The 20,948-nt window shown below is 70.8% G+C and carries 13 protein-coding genes and 1 pseudogene; 12 read left to right on the top strand and 2 right to left on the bottom strand.

What is annotated here, in order from left to right; translation table 11 throughout:
- Positions 1 to 59 precede the first annotated feature (59 nt).
- From WME89_RS33290 to WME89_RS33250, 9 genes and pseudogenes are all read left to right on the top strand, one after another.
- Positions 60 to 899 (top strand): hypothetical protein, encoded by an 840-nt coding sequence (locus WME89_RS33290; RefSeq protein WP_438003683.1) that lies wholly within the window; start codon positions 60 to 62, stop codon positions 897 to 899.
- Positions 900 to 929: 30 nt separating this feature from the next.
- Positions 930 to 1,514 (top strand): hypothetical protein, encoded by a 585-nt coding sequence (locus WME89_RS33285; RefSeq protein ID WP_438003682.1) that lies wholly within the window; start codon positions 930 to 932, stop codon positions 1,512 to 1,514.
- A 509-nt stretch (positions 1,515 to 2,023) separates the two neighbouring features.
- Positions 2,024 to 3,070, top strand: a pseudogene (locus WME89_RS33280) (ATP-binding protein); the annotation flags it as partial.
- Between the two features lie 556 nt (positions 3,071 to 3,626).
- Positions 3,627 to 3,920: a GAF domain-containing protein gene (locus tag WME89_RS33275; RefSeq protein WP_438003681.1), complete on the top strand. Its 294-nt coding sequence runs from the start codon at positions 3,627 to 3,629 to the stop codon at positions 3,918 to 3,920.
- Positions 3,917 to 4,912, top strand: a complete 996-nt coding sequence (locus tag WME89_RS33270; protein ID WP_438003680.1) for a quinone oxidoreductase family protein — start codon at positions 3,917 to 3,919, stop codon at positions 4,910 to 4,912. Before WME89_RS33275 ends, WME89_RS33270 begins: the two co-directional genes overlap by 4 nt.
- A gap of 729 nt (positions 4,913 to 5,641) precedes the next feature.
- Complete coding sequence (locus WME89_RS33265; RefSeq protein ID WP_438003679.1) at positions 5,642 to 7,159, top strand: DUF1592 domain-containing protein; 1,518 nt, start codon at positions 5,642 to 5,644, stop codon at positions 7,157 to 7,159.
- 13 nt (positions 7,160 to 7,172) lie between these two features.
- Positions 7,173 to 8,525, top strand: a complete 1,353-nt coding sequence (locus WME89_RS33260; protein WP_438003678.1) for a DUF1552 domain-containing protein — start codon at positions 7,173 to 7,175, stop codon at positions 8,523 to 8,525.
- A gap of 320 nt (positions 8,526 to 8,845) precedes the next feature.
- Positions 8,846 to 9,700 carry a M55 family metallopeptidase gene (locus tag WME89_RS33255; protein WP_438003677.1) on the top strand — a complete coding sequence of 285 codons (855 nt, stop codon included), beginning with the start codon at positions 8,846 to 8,848 and terminating at the stop codon, positions 9,698 to 9,700.
- Positions 9,701 to 10,065: 365 nt separating this feature from the next.
- Entirely contained in the window at positions 10,066 to 11,538 is a 1,473-nt protein-coding gene (locus WME89_RS33250; protein ID WP_438003676.1) for a PQQ-dependent sugar dehydrogenase, read from the top strand.
- 304 nt (positions 11,539 to 11,842) lie between these two features.
- On the opposite strand, the gene WME89_RS33245 is transcribed toward WME89_RS33250, so the two are convergent.
- Positions 11,843 to 13,030 carry a hypothetical protein gene (locus tag WME89_RS33245; RefSeq protein ID WP_438003675.1) on the bottom strand — a complete coding sequence of 396 codons (1,188 nt, stop codon included), beginning with the start codon at positions 13,028 to 13,030 and terminating at the stop codon, positions 11,843 to 11,845.
- A gap of 410 nt (positions 13,031 to 13,440) precedes the next feature.
- Between WME89_RS33245 and WME89_RS33240 the strand changes: the two genes are divergently transcribed.
- Positions 13,441 to 13,872 carry a DUF4180 domain-containing protein gene (locus WME89_RS33240; protein ID WP_438003674.1) on the top strand — a complete coding sequence of 144 codons (432 nt, stop codon included), beginning with the start codon at positions 13,441 to 13,443 and terminating at the stop codon, positions 13,870 to 13,872.
- Between the two features lie 76 nt (positions 13,873 to 13,948).
- On the opposite strand, the gene WME89_RS33235 is transcribed toward WME89_RS33240, so the two are convergent.
- Positions 13,949 to 14,608 carry a glutathione S-transferase family protein gene (locus tag WME89_RS33235; protein ID WP_438003673.1) on the bottom strand — a complete coding sequence of 220 codons (660 nt, stop codon included), beginning with the start codon at positions 14,606 to 14,608 and terminating at the stop codon, positions 13,949 to 13,951.
- A 702-nt stretch (positions 14,609 to 15,310) separates the two neighbouring features.
- On the opposite strand from WME89_RS33235, the gene WME89_RS33230 reads away from it, so the two are divergent.
- Both WME89_RS33230 and WME89_RS33225 read left to right on the top strand, forming a co-directional pair.
- Positions 15,311 to 16,444 (top strand): cytochrome P450, encoded by a 1,134-nt coding sequence (locus WME89_RS33230; protein WP_438003672.1) that lies wholly within the window; start codon positions 15,311 to 15,313, stop codon positions 16,442 to 16,444.
- A gap of 601 nt (positions 16,445 to 17,045) precedes the next feature.
- On the top strand, positions 17,046 to 20,849 hold the full coding sequence (locus WME89_RS33225) for an ATP-binding protein (RefSeq protein WP_438003671.1): 3,804 nt from the start codon (positions 17,046 to 17,048) through the stop codon (positions 20,847 to 20,849).
- Positions 20,850 to 20,948: the final 99 nt, after the last annotated feature.

Here is a 20,948-nt window from a genome sequence, read left to right as displayed (position 1 = left end):
ACCTGCGGCGCCCCGGCGCTTTCCACGACCACGAGCGTCGTGTACTGTGCGCCGCCGTCATGGACTGGAAAGAGAGCTGTCGTTCCCGCCTCCGCGAGCACCTCGACCTGCGCGGGGACCTCGCCCCTCCCTGGGAGCGCTTCCCCGACTACGAGCGCCACACGATCGGCTGGCGCATGGGCGCTGGCGAGGACTGGATGGGGCTCTGGGGCGTCTTTCTCGAACAGCTCGCCCGGGATCCCGAGACCCGCATCGCCTACCTGCGACGCCACCCTCCCGCTCCGGTCAGCTGGGCAGATGCCGTTCACGAGGTCCTGTATCCCGCGAAGCAAGGAGACGACGACGACGGAGACGACGACGACGACCCGGCAGCGGCGGCCCAGCGTCGCTCCGCGCTCCTGGCGCAGGGCCTGATCGCGTCCGACGTCGCCTTCACCACATGGCTCGGCCAGCAGAGAGGCGTGCGCTGGCCATGGGAACACCACGACACGCCCGAGGAGGCGGCCCGCTACGACACCCGCGAGCTCTGGTTCTGGTCGCGCCAGGTCGCCGCGCTCCGGGGGAGCGGCGGATGGGCGCCGCCCGCCGTGCCGGGGGGCTGGCGAGCCTGTGCAAGCGCGCTCGAGAGCGGCGATGCTGGCCCGGTCGATCCTCGCCAGGGTCTCCTCACGCTCGCCCGGCTGCTCTGCGCCGGTGACGTGAAGGCGCCCTGGCAGCTCGGCCTCGCGCTCGCCGACTTCGCCGACTCCTATGATGACGACATGGGCTACGTCGACGCCTTCCGGCTGTGGGGCATGTCGGCCTTCGATGACGCCCACCAGCTGCGCCGGTACCTCGAGGCCACGCGGGCGCCGTCGGACTGGGAGGCATGGATCGCCGATCAGCTCCCCATCGAGTGAGCCGGGTCGAGAGAGAGGGAGAGTGAGAGCATGCTGGCTTATACGTTCTGGCACTGGAGACGACCAGAGACCGATGCGAAGGAATACGAGCGCCGACAGCGGGCGTTCCACGCCGCGCTCGCTGCCGCACCTTCGCCGGGCTTTCTCGGGTCCTCCAGCGCCGGGCTCTCTGGCGCGCCCTGGGCGGCAGGCGGCGGCGACGCGTATGAGGACTGGTACCTGGTGGAGGATTTCGGCGCGCTCGGCGCGATGAACGACGCCGCGGTCTCCGCCAGCCGCGCGGCCCCCCACGACGCCGCTGCCGCGGTCGCCAGCGGCGGCGTCGCGGGGGTGTATCGCCTGCGGAGCGGCGCGGCGCTGCGCTCGCCGGGGGTCGCCCACTGGTTCGGTAAGCCCGAGGGGATGTCGTACGGTGAGCTCTTCGCGCGGCTCACACAGGTGGTGGAGCAAGCCGGAGCTGCGCTGTGGATGCGGCAGATGGTGCTTGGACCTGGAGAGTTCTGCCTGCACGCAGCAGCACCCGTGTCGCTGCCTGCTCCGCTCGATCCGCGGGTCATTCCGCTTCGGCCGGTCTGGCCGGACCTGGCCGGCACGGGCGCGGCGCCGGCGCGCTGAGGGCGGGGCGCCGCGTTCACGTGGCCGGCGCGCTTCGCGTCCGCCGCGCCGCCTCCGGCCCGACAACCAGCGTTGCGCGTCGCCCGGGTCCTCCCAGAGCAGGTCGCATGGTGTGTTGTCTCCACGCAGCGTGGGCACGCACGTCTGGAAAAGGCGGAGCGGGCGACTCGTCCACCGGCACGGATCCGGTCGCGCGCGAGATCGCGATCCGGGCAGGTTCGCATGAAGGATCTCGACGACCTGTGTCGGTCGCAACCCCCTTGCCCGGCCGGATCCGTCCATGGTAATCCTCCACAACCCTGGATCTCCGAGGGTGGGGGGTGACTGGCTCCGGTACACGCCAACGCACGCTCTCCTCCTCGTGCCTTCCGCTCCGCGTGCTGCCGCAGCTCTCACCGTTGCAAGGCTGTTGTTCCCCGCTGCCGTCGGCCAGCACCATCGACGCGGGAGCTTTGTCCCGCTCACGAGCCCGCCGGCCGGCGCGGCGCGGCGCTTCCGCGATATCGGCGATGCTCACCCACCCTAGCTACCACTCCGTCATCCACTTCGACCCGAGCGGCGACTCCGCCCATTACCGCGCCGTCCGCGAGAGCGACGGCGCCCCCGTGGTGCTCAAGGTGCTCGCCGCGGGCGCCGCGCGCGTCGTGGACCGCGCCCGGCTCAAGCACGAGTACAAGCACATCGCGCGCATCGACTCCGAGCGCGTCGTCAAGGTCCACGGCGTGGAGGAGCACGACGGCGACCTCACCGGGACATTGCCCTTCGAGGCGAGCGATCCGCTCGAGCTCATCCACGCCCACATCGCCCTCGTCCCCGAGCACCCCACGCAGCGGAGCGCCGATGTGCCCGCCCCGCTCGGCGACGTGGTGATGAAGCTGCTCTCCAAGAACGCGGAGGACCGGTATCAGTCCGCGGGCGGCCTCCTCGCCGACCTCCACGAGTGCCGTCGGCGCCTCGCGCAGGGCCGCCTCGAGCGCTTCGACCTCGGCCAGCGCGACGCCGCGTACCTGCTCCAGATCCACCAGAAGCTCTATGGGCGCGAGGAGAGCATCCGGCGCCTGACCGAGGCCTTCTCCGGAGTCCTGGGCGGCGCGCGCAAGGTCGTCCTCGTCTCGGGCTACTCGGGCATCGGCAAGTCGTCCCTGGTGCAGGAGATCTTGAAGCCCCTCGCGCGCGAGAAGGGCTATTACGTCAGCGGCAAGTACGACCAGCTCAACCGGGATCGGCCCCTCGGCCCGGTGCTCCAGGCGTTCGACGGGCTGCTCCCGCAGGTCCTGTCCGAGAGCGAGGAGCGCGTCGCGCGCTGGCGAGCGGCGATGATGCAGGGCCTGGGCCCGAACGCGCAGGTCATCTGCGAGGTGCTCCCCGCGCTCGAGTACCTCATCGGCGAGCAGCCCCCGGTGCCCTCGCTCGGCCCCGTCGAGGCGCAGAACCGCCTGAACCTCACGTTCCAGCGCTTCGTCTCGGTCTTCACGGGGCAAGGGCGCCCCGTCGTCCTCTTCCTCGACGACCTCCAGTGGATCGACGCCGCCAGCCTGAGCCTCGTCAACGCGCTGCTCGAGGGAGACGGGCTCGGCGCCTTCTTCTTCTGCGGCGCCTACCGCGACAACGAGGTGAGCTCCGCGCACCCCTTCATCCGCGCCGTGGAGGAGCTCCGGAAGAGCGGCGTCGAGATCGAGCCCATCGAGCTCACCGCGCTCGACCTCTCGCACGTCACGGAGCTCATCGGCGACAGCCTCGGCCGCTCCGACGGCGGGCAGCTCGCGGCGCTCGTGCTGAAGAAGACCGGCGGAAACCCGTTCTTCATCAAGCGCTTCCTCAAATCGATCCATGACAGCGGCGCGCTGTCCTTCGATCAGGCCGGCCGCTGGTCGTGGGACCTCGCGGCGATCAACGCCCTCGAGTACACCGATAACGTCGTCGACCTGATGGCGAGCAACATCCGCCGCCTGCCCGCGCCCACGCAGCAGGCGCTCAGGCTTGCGTCGGCCATCGGCAACCGCTTCGATCTTGGGTGGCCTCACCATCGAGGCCGCCGGCGACGTCGCGGGCGATCGCTTCGAGCGCGTCGCCTCGGCGCCGCTCGGCTCTCGCTCCGATCTGGCCGTCAGCGTGATCCAGTATGTCGCGCGGACCGAGGAGAGCGTCGTCATCGACGACGCCCCGAGCCATCCGTCGTTCGCCGACGACCTGTATGTGAGGGCAGCTCAGCCGAGGTCGCTGCTCGCCTCGCCCATCCATCATCAGGGGCGCGTCATCGGGATCGTCTACCTGGAGAACGCGCTGGCCAGCGCCGCCTTCACGCGCGATCGCGTCGAGCTCCTCGGCCTGCTCTCGAGCCAGGTCGCCGAGCAGGCTCAGCCGTGGTTTCACCGCGCGATTGAACGTGAGGACAGCAACGCATGAAAGCCATCGGAATTCATCAGTACGGCGACGCCTCGCAGCTCGTACCCCTGGACCTGCCCGAGCCCGAGCCCGGGCCGCACCAGGTGAGGGTCCGGGTGATCGCGTCGTCGGTCAATCCGGCGGACATCCGGGCGCGCTCGGTCGCGCCCGGGCCGCGCCGCATCGAGCGGCAGTTTCCCCTGGTGCTCGGCTATGATTTCTCCGGCGTCGTCGACGCCGTGGGCCCCGACGTCGGGGATCTCGCGGTCGGCGACGAAGTGTTCGGCTCGCCCAGCCTGTTCGGACAGGGGGCGAACGCGGAGCAGGTCGTGGTCGACAGCCGGACCATCGCGCGCAAGCCGGCGGCCCTGTCCCACGAACAGGCTGCCTGCCTGTCGCTGGCCGGCGTCACGGCCTGGGAGTGCCTCGCGCGCGCGCAGCCCGCGGCCAGCGCCACGGTGCTGATCACCGCGGGCGCCGGCGGTGTCGGGCACCTCCAGGTGCAGCTCGCGCGGCACCTCGGGCTGCGCGTGGTGGCGACCGCCAGCCGGCCCGAGTCGACCGCGCTGTGCCGCGAGCTCGGCGCCGCGCCCGTGCTCGATCATGCCACGGAGGACGTGGGGCAGGCTTGCCGGAGCCTGACCGGGGGCGCGGGCGTCGCGGTGGCCTTCGACAATGCCGGCGGCCGCGCGCTGGAGCAGGCGCTCGACGCGGTGGCGCCGATGGGCACCGTCGTGAGCATCGTGCCGACGCCGGTGCCTGTCGCGGATCGGCTGTTCATGAAGGCGGCGTCGCTCATCTATCATGTGATGGGCGCCGCCTCGATGTGGCGGCTCGACCCGCACGCGCAGGGCCGCGCGCTGGCCGCCGTCGCGGCGCTGGCGGCGCAAGGCCATGTCAGGCCCGTCGTCGCCGCGACCTACCCGGTGCGCGAGCTCGGGCAGGCCCACCGCGACATCGAGTCGGGCCGCACCGTTGGAAAGATCGCGATCCGCGTGGCGGACGGCTGGTGACCTGTCCGGGCGAGCGGCGGTGAGACCGTCGGTGCTCGCGGCGCCGGGCCTGGAGCTGGCGCGGCGAGCGCCCCTGCAAACAACGATTCTGAGACAGCGCGCCTCCCTCGCCCTGCCCTGCGCGCCGCCGTCCGAGGCGACGATGGGTGATGTGAACGCTCACAACCCGCGATATCGAGTTCGCTCGATCGACACGTCGCCTCGCGGCTGGGTCCGCCGTCCTGGCGCGACGGGCTGTCGGCGCGCTCGGCCGAGAGCGGCGGCATGACGCGGCGCTCGCCTTTGTACGCCGCTCTGGCGCGATGCGCCGGAGAACAGCCCATCCGCCATCGTATGACGGCAATGGACTCCACGTCGTGGGGAGTGGACTTCCTGATGAGATGATTCCATCACGGACGCCGAACGGCCATTCCACGGTAGTCGCGACGTGCGCATTGATGGAGGCGGTGCTTGACCTGTGCGAGGCTTCCCCGTACGTAGTGACCGACGGTAGGAGGTCACGGTATGGCTGACTTGAAGTATCGTCGCTGGCGAGCTGGTCACGTGTCTATTGTGACGTTCCGGCTGACGTTCCGGCTGACACTCGCGCTGACACTCGCGGCCGGGTGCGACCCCGGGCAAATAGGAGGAGCAGGCTCGGGGCCGGGGGAGGACAGCTCTGGGTCCGGACCAGGAGAGCCCCACGCGGCGTGCGAGGGGACCGAGCGAATCTTCGCGCCGCAGCGGCGTTTGACGCGGTTCGAATACAACAACACGGTTCGAGATCTGCTCGGAACATCGCTCACCCCCGCCGATCAGTTTCCGGTCGATGAGATCGCGGGCGGCTTCAACAACAATGCGTCCGTTCTCACGGTGTCCCCGTTGCACGCCGAGAAATACCTCCTGGCCGCCGAGGAGCTCGCGGCCGAGGCCGTGACGCGCGACCTCTCCGGGCTGCTGCCGTGCGACCCGGCGGCCGTCGAGGGGCGAGTCGAGGAGGAGGCGGCGTGCGCGCGGCGGTTCGTCGAGGACTTCGGCCGTCGCGCCTACCGCCGTCCGCTCGCGCCGACGGACGTCGATCGGCTGATGCGCGCCTATGAGGCGGGGCGCACGGGCGGGTCGCTGCGCGAGGGCGTCGAGGTGGTGATCCGGGCCGCGCTGCAGTCGCCGAAGTTCCTCTTCCGCCTGGAGCTGCGGCACGATCTCGATGGCTCCGCGCCGAGGGTGCGCCTCGATCCGTACGAGATGGCGTCGCGCCTCTCGTACCTCGTCTGGGCCTCGGGCCCTGACGACGACCTGCTCGCGGCCGCCGAGGGCGGCCTGCTCGAGACCCGCGAGCAGCTCGCCGAGCGAGCCCGCGAGATGCTGGAGAGCCCGAAGGCACGCCTTGCTATCGTGGAATTTTACAAGCAATGGCTCAACCTCGGGAAGCTCGAGAGCATTGTAAAGGAGGAGGGCTCGTTCCCCGGGTACGACGATGAGCTCGTCGCCGGGATCAGCGCGGAGACCCCTGCGTTCATCGAGCACGTCCTCTGGTCGGGGGACCGAAAGCTGTCCAGCCTGCTGACGCTGCCTGTCGGCTTTGCCACCGAGCCCGTCGCCCGTCTCTACGGGGTGACGGTCCCGCCCGGGTCGACCACACCGCAGCTCGTGGAGCTCCCGCCCGAGCAGCGCGCCGGGGTGCTCACGCAGCCCGCCTTCCTGGCCGTCCATGCGCACCCCGATCAGACCTCCCCGGTCCTGCGGGGCAAGGCCATCCGGCAGAAGTTCATGTGCCAGGAGCCGCCGCCGCCGCCCCCCGACGTCGACCTCACGCCGCCCAAGGGCGAGCGGGGCGTCACCGCGCGCGAGCGCTTCCAGCAGCACTCCTCCGATAGCCAGTGCGCGGGCTGCCATCAGCTGATGGATCCCATCGGCTTCGCGTTCGAGAACTACGACGCCATCGGCGCGTACCGCACCGAGGAGGGCGGGCAGGTCATCGACACCTCCGGCGAGATGTTCCTTTCCGACGACATGGACGGCCCGTTCGTCGGCGTCCGCCAGCTGGCGGAGAAGCTCGCCGGCAGCGAGCAGGTCCGCGACTGCCTCGCGACGCAGTGGTTCCGCTACACGGCGGGCCGCTTCGAGACCGACGGCGACGAGTGCTCGCTCGGCGCGCTGCGCGAGGACTTCAGCGGCACCCAGGGCGATCTCGTGGAGCTCATCGTGGCCACGACGCAGACCGAGGCGTTCATGTACCGCAGCGCGATCGCAGCAGAGGAGGAGTGACATGAGACCGCGAATGATTTCTCGACGACGGCTGCTCCAGGGCTCGCTGGCGGCGACGGCGGCGATCCCTCTGCTCAACGCCGACTGGGCGCGCGGGGACGAGAGCACCGCGCCCAAGCGCTTCGTGGTGTTCTACACGCCCAACGGCACGCTCGAGTCGCAGTGGATGCCCCGGGGCACGGAGACCGACTTCACGCTGAGCCCGCTGCTGCAGCCGCTCGAGCCGTTCAAGGCGAAGCTGATCCCGCTGCGCGGGATCAACATGAACGTGGTGGTCAACTCCAACATCGGCTCCGAGCACGCGCGGGGGATCGGCGGCCTGCTCACGGGGCGGGCGCTGCTCCGGGGCAATTTCAAGAGCTTCAACTCCAGCAACGCCGGCTGGTCGTCGGGGATCTCGCTCGACCAGCACATCGCGAACAAGCTGAACCCCTCGACGCTGTTTCGCTCGCTGCAGCTCGGCGTCCAGGTCCGCGACGCGGAGGTGCGCGGCCGGCTCTGCTACAGCGGGCCCGACCAGCCGATCCCCCCGCGCGAGGACCCTTACGACACCTTCGAGCAGCTCTTCGGGGCCGCGGTGCCGGGCCAGGGCCAGGGCACCTCCGACGCGCTGGATCGGCTGCGCGCCCAGCGACGGACGGTGTTCGATCTCGTCCGCGAGGACATCGCCGAGGTGCGGCCCCGCATCGGCGCCGAGGACCGCGTCAAGCTCGACGCGCACATGCAGTCGATCCGGGAGATCGAGCAGCGCCTGTCGAGCGGCGGCGACGGCGGCACCGCGACAGCGGGCTGCAAGCGGCCGGAGCTGGGCGCGCGCATCGACCTCTCCGACGACGCGAACATGCCCGCCATCGGCAAGCTCCAGATGGATCTCGCGGCGGCGGCGCTCGCGTGCGACCTCACCCGGATCGTCACGCTCCAGTGGTCGTACGCCGAGAGCGAGCACCTCTACCCGTTCCTCGACCTCCAGGGGAACCACCATGCCATCTCGCACCAGTGGGACACGCCGGGCAAGGCGCAGTACTCGAAGATCCACACGTGGTTCGCGGAGCAGCTCGCCTACATGCTCGGGAAGCTCGACTCGTACGCCGAGGGGGATCGCACGCTCCTCGACAACACCGTCGTCCTGTGGGTCACCGAGATCAGCGAGTCGACGCAGCACGCGCTCACGAACATGCCGTTCTTGCTCGCCGGCAGCGCGGGCGGGGTCTTCCGCACCGGCCGCTTCGTCGACTACCTGGCGAGCGGCGGCGCCGCGCGCCAGCACAACGATCTGCTGCTCACGATCGCGAACGCGATGGGCACCGACGACACGACGTTCGGCGACCCGGCGTTCTGCACCGGAACGCTGCCCGACCTCACCTAGAGCATCGATCAGCTTGAAACGCCCGGGAATGAAGAGATTTGAACCACAGAGGCACAGAGGACACAGAGGAACAACAAAAACTCTGTGCCCTCTGTGCCCTCTGTGGTTGATTTTCTCGGGATTTCAACCTGTTTGATGTCCTAGCGGGTCCCTGGCTCCGGCGCGGTCGCGGCAGCGCGCCGGTTCCCCCCTCGAGGCAGCCCCGGCCGGCGCGCTGGCGCGGTCGAGCTCGCCCCGGCGGCGTCTCGGGCGTGGCCTGCGCCGGCGCGCGGCGCTAGGTCCGCCGTGCGGCCGCCGGGGCGGCGCAAGGAGGGACCCCGATGCTCGTGCTGATCTCGATCGACCTGGAGGGGTGCGCGGGGGTGGTGCACGTCGACCAGACGCGCCGCGGCGGCGCCGACTACGAGCGGGCGCGGACGTGGATGAGCCGCGAGGCGAACGCGGCCGCGCTCGGCGCGTTCGAGGCGGGGGCCACGCGGGTCGTCGTCAACGACAGCCACGCGGACATGCGCAACCTCCTCTTCGAGGAGCTGGATCCCCGCGTCGAGGTGATCTCGGGCGCGCTGAAGCCGCTGTCGATGGTGCAGGGCGTGGAGGCGGGGCAGCCCGGCGCCGCGTTCTTCGTGGGCTACCACGGGGGCGCGGGGCTGCGCGCGAGCGTGCTCGACCACACCTACTACGGCGCCGTGGTGGGCGAGATCCGGCTGCACCCCGCGCAGGGCGCGGCGGACGATCCGGGGCTGTGGGTCGACGAGGCCGCCATCAACGCGCTCGTCCTCGGGGAGGCGGGGGTGCCCGTGGCGCTCGTCACGGGGGACGAGGCCGTCACGGCGCACGCGCGCGAGCGGTTCCCGGGCGTGACCACCGTGGCGGTGAAGGAGTCGATCACGCGCTACAGCGCCCGGTCGATCCACCCCGACGAGGCGTGCCGGCGCATCCGCGCCGCGGCGAGCGAGGCCCTGCGGGGGCTCGCGCGCGTCCGGCCGTATACGCTCCCGCTGCCGATCGGCGTGACGCTATCGCTGCTCACGACCGCCTACGCGGACGCGGCGGAGCTCGTGCCCGGGGTCGTCCGCCTGGACGCGCGCCGCGTCCGCTACCTCGCCCCGAGCGCGCGCGAGGTGCTCCGCGCCGTCCTGGCGATCACGAGGATCGCCGGCACCGTGGTGGTCTGAGCGCGCGGCGCTCCGGCGGCGCTCCGGCGGCGCTCCGGTGTCGCGCGCTGCGCCGCGGGTGAATTTTTCTCCTGAGCTCGCGCTCGATGTTGCTGACCTCGCGATGAACCGGTTCATCGGGTCGACGCTCCTGCATCCTTCATGATCGAAACCGGCGCCTCCGGGAATCAAGCCGGGCCATCCCCGCGCGACGTGGACGACATGCCGTGAGGGGCTTCCCGGGTCTGCACGAGCTCGATGACATGAGCTCTCCGATCGGTCACGCCTTCAGCCACCAACAGCACAGGAAACCGCGAGCTCGATTCCGGACCGCTCTCTGGACTTGTCTGAAGCGGACGGGCTCATTTTCAGGTATAATACGTCCCATGATGAAGCAACGAACGATCGTGGCCTTCGGGCTGGCTCTCGCGCTGGGGCATGGCGCGTGCAGCGACGATGGCACGTCCAGCAGTGGTGATTCCCCTCAGGGCTCGGCGAGCACCGGCTCGGGTGCGCAGCAGGGGAGTAGCGGACCTGGCAGCGGCGGCTCGCCGTCGGCCACCACGGGGACCGGGGCGGGGACGACCACCGGCACGGGCACGGGCGGGGGGCCGGCTGGAAGCGGCGGCTCGACGGCCACCAGCGGAACCGGAGGCGGCGAGCCGACGGTATGTGACGCGAGCGTGGCCCCCGACGTCGGGAAGATCGCGCTCGCGCCGGTCGTCACGGGCGTCGACAGGCTGGTTTACGCCGCGCAGCCGAAGGGCTCGAGCGACTGGTATCTCGTGCAGCAGACCGGGAAGATCCGCGTGTTCACGGGCGGCGCGCTGCGCGAGGGGAACTTCCTCGACGTGAGCAGCCAGATCCAGCTCAGCACGGGGATGTTCGACGACGAGCGCGGCCTCCTCAGCATCGCGTTCCCGCCCGACTACGCGACGAGCGGCAAGTTCTACGTGATGATGACGGCGACCACGGGCGCCAACATGAACCGTGACACGGTGTTCGAGTACCAGCGCTCGGCCGACCCTTACGTGGCGAACGCGACGCCCACGAGGACGATCGTGCAGCTCGACTCCTCCGCGGTGAACCACAACGGTGGCCATATCCTGTTCGGGCCGGACGGCATGCTGTACGTCGGAACGGGCGACGGGGGCGGCGGCTGCAACGACAACAAGCCCGGAGCGCCGCAGGACCCTAACGCGCTGTTCGGGAAGCTCCTGCGCCTGGATCCGAACGCCGCCGCGCCGCACGCCGCGAGCGGCAATCCCTTCGACGGCAACGGCGCCCGGGTCTGGCATTACGGGCTGCGCAACCCGTATCGCTTCAGCTTCGACCGGCTGAACGGGGATCTCTACATCGGCGATGTCGGTCAGGATAGGTATGAAGAGGTCGACTACGCGCCCGCCGGCATGAGCGGGATGAACTTCGGCTGGGCAGCGTACGAGGGCGACCACGCGGATACGTGCAATGGGCGCACCCTGCGCGAGGGCTCGACGTACACCAAGCCGATCTTCGACGCCGACCGGCAGCGGACCGCGACTGGACCGTTCCGCGATTGGGTTTCGGTCATCGGCGGCTACGTGTACCGCGGCGCCGCGCTGCCGCAGCTCCGAGGCGTGTACCTGTTCGGCGATTACACAGGTGAGCGCATGGCCGCGCTCGTCCAGTGCGGCGCGCAGACCTCGCCCGTCACGCAGATCCTCAAGAACCGCGATCCGAACGCGCCGAACGCCCCCGCGTTCACGCGCCAGGGCGGCCTGCCGAACTTCGAGGATCTCACCGCGATCGTCGAGGACAACGACGGCGAGCTCTACTTCGTCGCGAACCGCAGCAGCCTGGTGAAGCTCGTCCCCGAATGAGCTAGCCCGCCTGGCGCTGCCCGCACGACCTGCGGTCAGCGCCAGCGCAGCTCCCCTCGGCTCTGACGCAAGCATTGCATCACGGGTGAGCCCCGCCGCGGCGCTCACCCGTCCCCTTCAATACCGCGCAGGTCCTTCAGCCCCCGCTCCGTCCCTGCGTTCACCCCCTCATAGAATGCGCCCAGCGGCGATCACCCGCACAGGAGACGGGCCCAGATCGGCGTTTTCGGCGCACAGGCGTGCTCTTGTACGCCGAGCACCGAAAACGTCGAGGTGGCCCGTATCCGCAGCGGGTGACTGCCCATCAAGGGCCGGGGGCAGGGTAGCTCGGTTCTGTCATGCTCTCGATCCAGCGCGTGACCGCCTGGACGCCGGCGTCGTCGATCTTGTGCGTCCCGATGCGCGGCATCTGGCCTTCGAAGCCGCGCAGCACCTGGCGGGCCACGAGCAGGCTGCGGGCCGGATCGCCTGGCCGGATGTCGTACCAGTAGCTTGGATCGGTGTTCTCGAGCCCCTCGTACTTGGCATTCTCGGCGGGGCGCTTGTTCATGCCGGTCCGGACGGCGTCCGTCGTCGCCACGCTGCCGAGGTCGGCCGCCTCGAGCCGCAGATAAAGGCCGGTGTCGCGAGCCGGCGCGTCGACGCTGTCGTTGTGGCAGCTCACGCCGCAGTTCGCGTGCATGTAGCCGAGCGCCTCCCGCTCCACCTCGTCCCCGGGGATCGCGAGGGCGAGCTGGCCCCCGCCCTCGATCAGCCCTGCCTCGACGAGCGACTCGCGGGTGAGCCCCTCGGCCCCCGGGCCGAGCATCAGCGCGTCCCAGCCGAGGACGTAATCGGCGCGCCCCGAGTGGCATTCCTTGCATTGATCGCGCGTCGGCACCGTGTGGCCCGTGCCGCGGAGCTCGGGCACGCCCGTGTCGTTCTGCATCTGGATGGCCTCGCGCCCGTCCTCCGACCAGACATAGCTCGTGTAAAGCCAGCCGTCCGCCGTCTTGCGCAGCAGCCGCGTCTCCGCGAGCTGCAGCGCGCCGTCCGCGCCCGGCACGCGGAACTCCTTCCAGAACTGCGTGCCCTCCGGGAACTTGAAGGCATCGGGATCGCTCGCGTCCACCTTCTGTCCTGCGGGGATCGACACGAAGCGCCGCTTCGCAGCGCTGTCGCTCCAGAGCTCGATCGCCGGCTTGTATTCGAGGACGCCGCACGCGAGCTCGCGCCGGTCGAAGTCTCCGTAGAGGCCCGTACAGCGCAGATCGACCGGCAGCGCGCCGTCGAGGGGCGCATCGCAGCTCACGCCGGTGGGCATCACGAACTCGGCGCAGGCCGTGCCGCCGCCCGAGCCGCCCGCCTGCGCACCGCCTCCACCACCGCTTCCGCCGCCGCCGCCGGGTCCGCTCGTGTCTGGCCCCGCGCCGGCCCCGGACGAACCCTCACCACCACCTTGATCACACGCGGCCGCCAACAGCAGCGCACACAAGACTGAACCTTTCCTCACGGCGCGAATCATCATGCGGGTGATTCTGCCACAGAATGGCGCACGCGGCGTGATTCCCGGCCATCGGACCGAACAAAATGGCGTTGTCCACCGGGTTGGATCCCGAAAGGAATGTTTTGCTCGAGCTGAACGACGGACGGTCACATCCACGATGTGAACGTTGCCATCTACCCTGAGGATGTGGTGTTGAGTACCCACCCGCCCGAGGCCAGTCGCGGGACCGGGACCCGCGCGAGAGTGACACTCCTCGGTGGGGTCCCAGGAGCTTGCCACGCGGAGCGACACGGTACGCCTCGTCCGGCCTGGCGCGCCGCGTCTGTACAGCGGCGGTCTCGTGGGGGTACCATGGACGCGGGCGCAGCGGATCATTCCGCTGGCAGGGCGTGTCGGGCCTGTATGCGAGGGAGACGATGGAACTGACGGTGGTCGACGAGGGCGGTGTGCAGCTCGTGGAGGGCGCGCCGGGCCAGGGGCTCATGTCGAGTGTTCGCGACGTGGATCGCGTGATCGAGGCCTGCTTCTCGGACCGGGTGGGGTGTGCGCTGCTCTACGCGGCGAACCTGACGCCGGCGTTCTTCGACCTGAGCTCGGGAGAGGCAGGGGCGATGCTGCAGAAGCTCAGGAACTACGAGATCCGGCTCGCCGTCGTGTGCCCGCCGGGCGCAGTGGACTTCAGCAGCCGGTTCGGGGAGGTGGTGGCCGAGGAGCGCCGCGGCAGGCACTTCGGGGTGTTCGAGACGCGTGAGGCTGCCGTCGAATGGATCCGCCTCGGCGCGAGCACCGGTGATGCGACTCCCATTGACGATCCGGGAGGCCACACCCCCGTGGAAGAGAAGCCGTAGCGCTTTGCCTGCAGGGCCGATCGCGCCCTCGCCGCGGCCGGCTCATGCGGGCCGCGCCTCTTCACCCCTCGAGCGCTCAGTCGCGGTCCGGGGCGCCGAGCGGGAAGAACGAGCGGTAGGGCCGCGCCTCGTCGATCGCCCGCGCGAACGACGGCCGGGCGAGGAGCCGCCGCCGGTACGCGCGGACGTTCGGGAACGCCTCGCCGAGCGGGTGGGCCCAGTCGGCGTAGAACAGCGCCGGCCCCGCAGCGCAGTCCGCGAGGCTGAAGCCGTCGCCTGCGGCCCACTCTCGCCCGGCCATCGCGCCGTCGAGCCAGCGATAGGCGGTGTCGAGCAGCTGCCTCGCCTCGGCGACCCCCTGGGGGTCGCGGTTCTCCGCGGCGCGGATGCTGTCGAACACGAGCTTCTGCATCGGCGTCATGATGTAGTTGTCGAAGAAGCGGTCCATCATCCGCACATCGAGCGCAGACCGAGGGGCCTCCGGGAGCAGGCGGACGGAGCCAGGATGGTGGAGATCGATGTACTCGATGATGATGCTCGCCTCCACCACCGTCCGACCCTCGTCCAGGAGCACGGGCATGCGCTTGAGCGGCCACAGGGCCTCGTGCTCGGCCGCCACCTGCGCGTCGTCCGGCGCGATCAGGCGGAGCTCGAAGGGGGCCTCGTGCTCGTAGAGCGCGATCAGGACCTTCTGACAGTAAGAAGAGAAGGGGTGGGCATATAGCTTCATCGGCATCTTCGGCTCCTTGCGTTCGTTCTGCCGTGGGGCGCTAGCCCCATCGGTCGCGGCCGCCTGGCAGCTGTCACCTCGTTGTCTCGAGGCGACCGAGATCGACACGACGAGCCTGCCCAGCGTCGCGATCGGTCGTGACCACGGCGTCTCACCCCTCGTCTCGCAGGTAGGCTTCCCTGTCAAGCACCCCATCGGGCGCCCGGCGTCCTCGAGGCACGCGGTGGCGCGCTCGACGTGCTCTCCCCGGGGCCCGCGCTCGACGCAGAGGCCCAGCTACACCATCGCGTGTCGCATTCCGTTTCTGGATGTGATTTTGCCTGACGAAAACTGTCGACCGGAGTTGAGACTCCCGATGAGCATCCATTCCTCCCGTGTCACGCGCGGAGCGGAAGTGCGTTTGACCCCCGGATGCTCCCCGTATCGTACCCCAGCGCAGTGGACGCAGATGTGTCCAGGTCCAGCACCGAGGACGCGCTCCTGCTCCAAGGAGCGCTTGCGTACAGGACACATTTTGTGCAAATACGTGATTCGCATTTGCGTCGGGGGACACGATTTTGATCGCCGTGCCGAGGGGGGCGTCCTCTCGAGCGCTGCGCCGGCGTGTGCCTCGCTGGATCGACGAACCGGGAGGCAGCCGCGATGAACGCTCCTATCGACATATTGGCCCCAGATCTGCGTGCGAATCCGCATCCCTATTATGCCGAGATGCGGCGCGTGAGCCCCGTTTGCCAGGTCGATCCCGGCGGGATGTGGGCGGTGACCCGGTACGAGGACGTGCTCTTCGTGATGAAGAACCCGGCGCTCTTCTCGTCCGAGGGCTTCAAGGTGGCGTGGCAGCCGCCCTGGGTGGGCTACAACCCGTTCGCGAACTCGATGCTGGCCATGGACCCGCCGGCGCACACGCGGCTGCGCAGCCTGATCCACCGCGCGTTCGGGGCCGCCACCGTGGCCCGGATCGAGCCGCGCCTCCGCGCCGTCGCCGTCGAGCTCACGAACCGGCTCGTGGAGGAGACCGACTTCGTCCAGGCCGTGGGACACCCGCTGCCGGCCTTTGCCATCGGCGAGATCCTCGGGCTCGACCACGCGCTGCACGCCAACTTCAAGCGATGGGCCGACGACATCGTCGCGATCACGCCCGAGCTCCCGCGCCCCGAGGACGCCCAGCGCGTGCGGGCCACGATCGCGGAGCTGAGCGGGTACCTGATGGAGGTCATCGCGAAGCGGCGCCGCGCGCCCGTGGACGACACGGTGAGCGATCTCGTCCGCGCCGAGTCCGACGGGCAGCGGCTGACGGACACCGAGATCGTCGAGTTCCTCGTCACGCTCCTCATCGGCGGGCTGGAGACCACGACGCATCTCCTCAGCAACTCGCTCGTGTTCCTCGCCGACCACCCGGAGATGATGCGACAGCTGCACGCCGAGCCCGGCCTGATCGCCCTGTTCGTCGAGGAGATGCTCCGCTACGACGGCCCGGTCCAGACGCTCCCGCGGATAGCCACCTCGGACGTCGTGCTCTCCGGGGTGACCATCCCGCGCGGAGCGCTGGTGATCCCGATCATCGCCTCTGCCAACAGGGACGAGGCGAAGTTCAAGGATCCGGATCGGTTCGACCTGCACCGCGGCTCGCAGGGAGGGCTCCATTTCGGGCACGGCGTCCACTTCTGCATCGGCGCCGCGCTGGCCCGCATGGAGGCGCGGGTGGCGCTGGAGGCGGTGATCGCGCGGTTCCAGCGGGTCGAGCGCGGCCCTGGAGAGCTCCAGTACAACCGCACGCTCACGGTCCGCGGCCCTGTCACCTTGCCGCTCCGGTTCACCCCGGTCAGCGCCACCGGTCAGTAGCCATCCGTCACCCGCCCGGCCCGCGCCCCTGGATAGAGGCGATGGGCATCAGGGCGGTGACGTCCGCTCCGCGACGCCGTCCATCCCCGCGGGCGGGATGCCCGCCAGCGCCGCTACCGAGGTGTGTCGTCGCCGGTCGGATGGTCGATCAGGTAGCGCTAGGGCGCGACGCTGAGCCTGTTCGCTGTCACGCTCCAGGCGCGCGCCGTCCCCACGCACGTCCGTGTCTTCCTCGACCTGCTCTACGAGCACGTGCGCCAGCACCCGCAGCTGCTCGGCGCCGCGTGACGCCGTTCAATCGCGCCGCGTGGACACCCCATCTCCGGCGTGCCGCCTTACGCTTCGTACAACACATGTCCAACGTTCCAACGAACGTATCCAACGAACTCATCAATCCGACGCGGAGACTCCGTCCGGCGCCGCAGCGGCGGATGACCGGCGGACCGGGGGTGTGGTACAAGCGGACGGTCGTCATGACGAGGCAGCGCGGGGGGCAGCTCGATGGGGTCGAGGAGCGGACATCGGCATGAGCCGGAACGACGCGGCGAGCGCCGTAAATAGCCTGGATCCGGCCGGCGCCGCGCTCTCGGGCGGCGGGGAGATGGGGGCGCTCATCCGCTCTATCGACTGGTCGAAGACGCCGCTCGGCCCGGTCGAGGCGTGGCCCCAGTCGCTGCGCACCGCGCTTTCCATCCTGCTCTCGTCCGAGCACCCCATGTTCCTCTGGTGGGGCCGCGAGCTGATCCAGTTCTACAACGACGGCTACCGCCCCATCCTGGGCTCCAGGAAGCACCCGGCCGCCATGGGACAGGCCGGCCGCGCGTGCTGGAAGGAGATCTGGGACGTCATCGAGCCGATGATCGAGACGGTCTTCTCGGGCGGGGCCACGTACCTGCGGGACGGCCTGCTCATCCTCGATCGGAATGGCTTCCTCGAGGAGTGCTATTTCAACTACGGATATAGCCCCATCCGGGACGAGAGGGGCGCTGTCGCGGGCGTCTTCGTCGCGTGCTCCGAGAGCACCGGGCACATCCTCGGACAGCGGCGGTTGCAGCTCCTCGGGGCGCTCGGGACGAGGGCGGCCGACGCCAAGAGCGTCCGCGACGCCTGCCGCGTGGTGATGGAGACCCTCGCGGAGGCCGGGCGCGACCTGCCGTTCGCCCTGCTGTACCTCGCCGACCAGGACGGCGCGCCGGCCTCGCTCGCCGGGACCGCCGGGCTCGACCCCGGCCACCCCGCGGCGCCGGCGGCGGTGAGCCTCGATCCAGGGGCCGACGACGCGGTGTGGCCGCTCTGCCGCGCGCTGCGCGAGGAGGTCGAGGTCGACCTGTCGGAGCTGCCCGCGGGCGCCCTCCCGCTCCCGGGCGGGCCGTGGCCGGACGCCGCGCGCCGCGCCGTGGTGCTGCCGCTGCCCCGCGCCGGCGCCGGCGCCAGCGGCCGGCCAGCCGGGTTCCTCGTCGCGGGCGTCAGCCCCCGGCTCGTGCTGGACGACGACTACCGCAGCTTCCTGCGGCTCGTGGCCAGCCACAGCGCGACGGCCATCCAGAACGCCCGGGCCAGCGAGGAGGAGCGGCGCAGGCTGCTGGCGCTCGCCGAGCTGGACCGCGCCAAGACGGCGTTCTTCAGCAACGTCAGCCACGAGTTCCGCACGCCGCTGACGCTGATCCTGGGGCCGGTGGAGGACGCCCTCCACGACGCGGAGGAGCCGTTATCCCCGCGGCAGCGCGAGCGCCTCGCGCTCGTCCACCGCAACAGCCTCCGGCTCCTCCGGCTCGTCAACACGCTGCTCGACTCCTCGCGCATCGAGGCGGGCCGCATGCGCGCGAGCTACCAGCCCACCGATCTCGCCGCCATCACCGCGGATCTGGCGAGCTCGTTCCGCTCGCTCCTCGAGCGCGCCGGCCTCTCCCTCACGGTGGATTGCCCGCCGCTCCCCGAGCCCGTCTACGTCGACCGGGAGCTCTGGGAGAAGATCGTGCTCAACCTCGTCTCGAACGCCTTCAAGTTCACGTTTACAGGCGGCGTCCGGGTCTCCATCGAGGCGGTCGACGGCTCGGCCGTCCTCTCGGTGGCGGACACGGGGACCGGCATCCCGGAGGCGGAGCTGCCGCACCTGTTCGAGCGGTTCCACCGCGTCGAGGGGGCCAGGGGGCGGAGCTACGAGGGCAGCGGCATCGGCCTCGCCCTGGTGCAGGAGCTCGCGAAGCTCCACGGCGGCAGCGTGGCCGTGCAGAGCCGCGTGGGCGAGGGCAGCCGCTTCTCGGTGTCCGTCCCGCTCGGCAAGGCGCACCTGCCCGAGGACCACGTCGAGGTGGCCGCCTCGACGGCGCCGGCGGGGCGCGGCGCGGCGCCGTTCCTCGACGAGGCCGCGCAGTGGGGCCGCCGCGAGCGGGAGCCGGAAGCGGGCGAGGCGCCGGCCATCAAGCTGCCGGGGTACGTCCTCGTCGCCGACGACAACGCGGACATGCGCGAGTACGTGCGGCGGCTGCTCGCCGCGGAGGGGTGGACGGTGGAGGCCGTGGAGAGCGGCCACGCCGCCCTGGAGCGCGCCCGCGCCAGCGCCCCGGACCTCGTGCTCACCGACGTGATGATGCCCGGGCTCGACGGCTTCGGCCTGCTCAGGGCGCTGCGCGCCGACGAGCGCACCCGCAGCGTCGCCGTGATGATGCTGTCGGCGCGCGCGGGCGAGGAGGAGCGCGTCGACAGCCTCGAGGCAGGCGCCGACGACTTCCTCGTGAAGCCGTTCTCCGCGAAGGAGCTCCTCGCGCGGGTCCGCATCCACGTGGAGCTCGCGCGCCGCCGGCGCGAGGCCGAGGCGCAGCGCCAGTACCTGAACGACCTCTTCGTGCAGGCCCCGGGGCCGATCGCGCTCCTGCGCGGGCCGGATCTCGTGTTCGAGGTGGTCAACCCGCTCTACCAGCAGCTCGTCGGCCAGCGGGCGCTCGTGGGCAAGCCGATCCGGGAGGCCCTGCCCGAGCTCGACGGCCAGCCCGTCTGGGATCTCCTCGACAGCGTGATGCGCACCGGCGAGCCCGTCGTGGGGAAGGAGCTCCTCGTGCGGCTCGATCGCCGGGGCGACGGCACGACGGAGGACGTCTTCTTCAACTTCGTCTATCAGCCGATGCGCGCCCACGACGGGGCGGTCGAGGGCGTCTTCGTGTTCGCCTTCGAGGTGACCGACCAGGTGAGCGCCCGCCGCCGCGTGGAGGCGCTCGTGGAGGCGCTGAAGGTCGCCGATCAGCGCAAGGACGAGTTCCTCGCCATGCTCGCGCACGAGCTCCGCAACCCGATGGCCTCGATCAGCCTGTCGCTGTCGCTGCTCGAGGGGCTGGAGGGCGACGAGCCCAAGTCGACGCGCTACCGGGAGATCGCCCGGCGGCAGGTGGGCCACCTCGTGCGGCTGGTGGACGATCTGCTCGACGTCTCGCGCATCACGCGCGGCACGGTGGAGCTGCGCCTCGGCGATGTCGATCTCGCGGCGGTCGTGCAGGACGCCGTCGCCGCGGCGCGGCCGGCCGTGCAGGCCCGGCGGCACGAGCTGTCGCTCTCGGCGGGGGTAGGGGACTTCGGCATGAGGGCCGACGCCACGCGGCTGGAGCAGGTGGTGACGAACCTCCTGACCAACGCCGCGAAGTACACGCCGCCGGGGGGCGCGATCTCGGTGCGCCTCACCTGCGAGGCGGCGGGCGGCGCGCCCGAGGCCGTCCTGCGGGTGCGCGACACCGGCCGCGGCATCCCGGCGGCGATGCTGGAGAAGGTGTTCGAGCTCTTCACGCAGGTCGAGCAGACCATCGACCGGAGCACGGGCGGGCTGGGGCTCGGGCTCACGCTGGTGCGGCGGCTGGTCGAGATGCACGGCGGCACCGTGGTCGCGGCGAGCGCCGGGGCGGGGCAGGGCAGCGAGTTCACCGTGCGCCTGCCGCTCGGCCGGGGCGCGACGCCGTCGCCCGTGCCGCCCGGCCGCCTCGACGAGCAGCCGTCGCCCGCGCCGCGCGGGGAGCCGCGCCCGCCGTCGCTCGTCGAGGCGGCCGAGCGGCGCCGGGTGCTCATCGTGGAGGACGCGGAGGACGTGCGCCGGGTGCTGCGCGAGCTCCTCGCGGCGCTGGGGCACGAGGTGGCGGTGGCCGCGGACGGGCTGGATGGCCTGGCGAAGCTCCTGGCGCTGCGCCCGGAGGTGGCCTTCGTGGACGTCGGGCTGCCCGGCATCGACGGCCACGAGCTGGCCCGCCGGGCGCGGGCCGCGCCTTCCGGCGAGGCGGTCTATCTGGTGGCGCTCTCGGGCTACGGTGGCCCGGAGGCTCAGGCCAGGTCCAGGCGGGCCGGCTTCGACCTGCACCTGACGAAGCCCGTGGGCGTCGCCACCCTGCGGCAGGTGCTCGCCGCCCGGCGCGGCCCTTCGGTCTAGCGCTCGTCGCCCAGGTTTGTCTCTGCCCCCGGTTGCACGGAGGTCCGCCGAGCTGCCCGGCCCGAGACGCTGTGGATCGCGCGGCGCGGGCTGGACCCA

Origin of the sequence: Sorangium sp. So ce321, assembly GCF_051530195.1 — a bacterium.
Lineage (GTDB): Bacteria > Myxococcota_A > Polyangia > Polyangiales > Polyangiaceae > Sorangium.
This window is presented reverse-complemented; position numbering and strand designations above follow the sequence as displayed.

Bases quoted from the DNA above. Each gene is read 5' to 3' on its own strand.
- WME89_RS33230 (WP_438003672.1), top strand. From the start codon at position 15,311: ATGCGGCGCGTGAGCCCCGTTTGCCAGGTCGATCCCGGCGGGATGTGG.
- WME89_RS33285 (WP_438003682.1), top strand. From the start codon at position 930: ATGCTGGCTTATACGTTCTGGCACTGGAGACGACCAGAGACCGATGCG.
- WME89_RS33255 (WP_438003677.1), top strand. From the start codon at position 8,846: ATGCTCGTGCTGATCTCGATCGACCTGGAGGGGTGCGCGGGGGTGGTG.
- WME89_RS33260 (WP_438003678.1), top strand. From the start codon at position 7,173: ATGATTTCTCGACGACGGCTGCTCCAGGGCTCGCTGGCGGCGACGGCG.
- WME89_RS33240 (WP_438003674.1), top strand. From the start codon at position 13,441: ATGGAACTGACGGTGGTCGACGAGGGCGGTGTGCAGCTCGTGGAGGGC.
- WME89_RS33290 (WP_438003683.1), top strand. From the start codon at position 60: ATGGACTGGAAAGAGAGCTGTCGTTCCCGCCTCCGCGAGCACCTCGAC.
- WME89_RS33225 (WP_438003671.1), top strand. From the start codon at position 17,046: ATGGGGGCGCTCATCCGCTCTATCGACTGGTCGAAGACGCCGCTCGGC.
- WME89_RS33235 (WP_438003673.1), bottom strand. From the start codon at position 14,608: ATGCCGATGAAGCTATATGCCCACCCCTTCTCTTCTTACTGTCAGAAG.
- WME89_RS33250 (WP_438003676.1), top strand. From the start codon at position 10,066: ATGATGAAGCAACGAACGATCGTGGCCTTCGGGCTGGCTCTCGCGCTG.
- WME89_RS33270 (WP_438003680.1), top strand. From the start codon at position 3,917: ATGAAAGCCATCGGAATTCATCAGTACGGCGACGCCTCGCAGCTCGTA.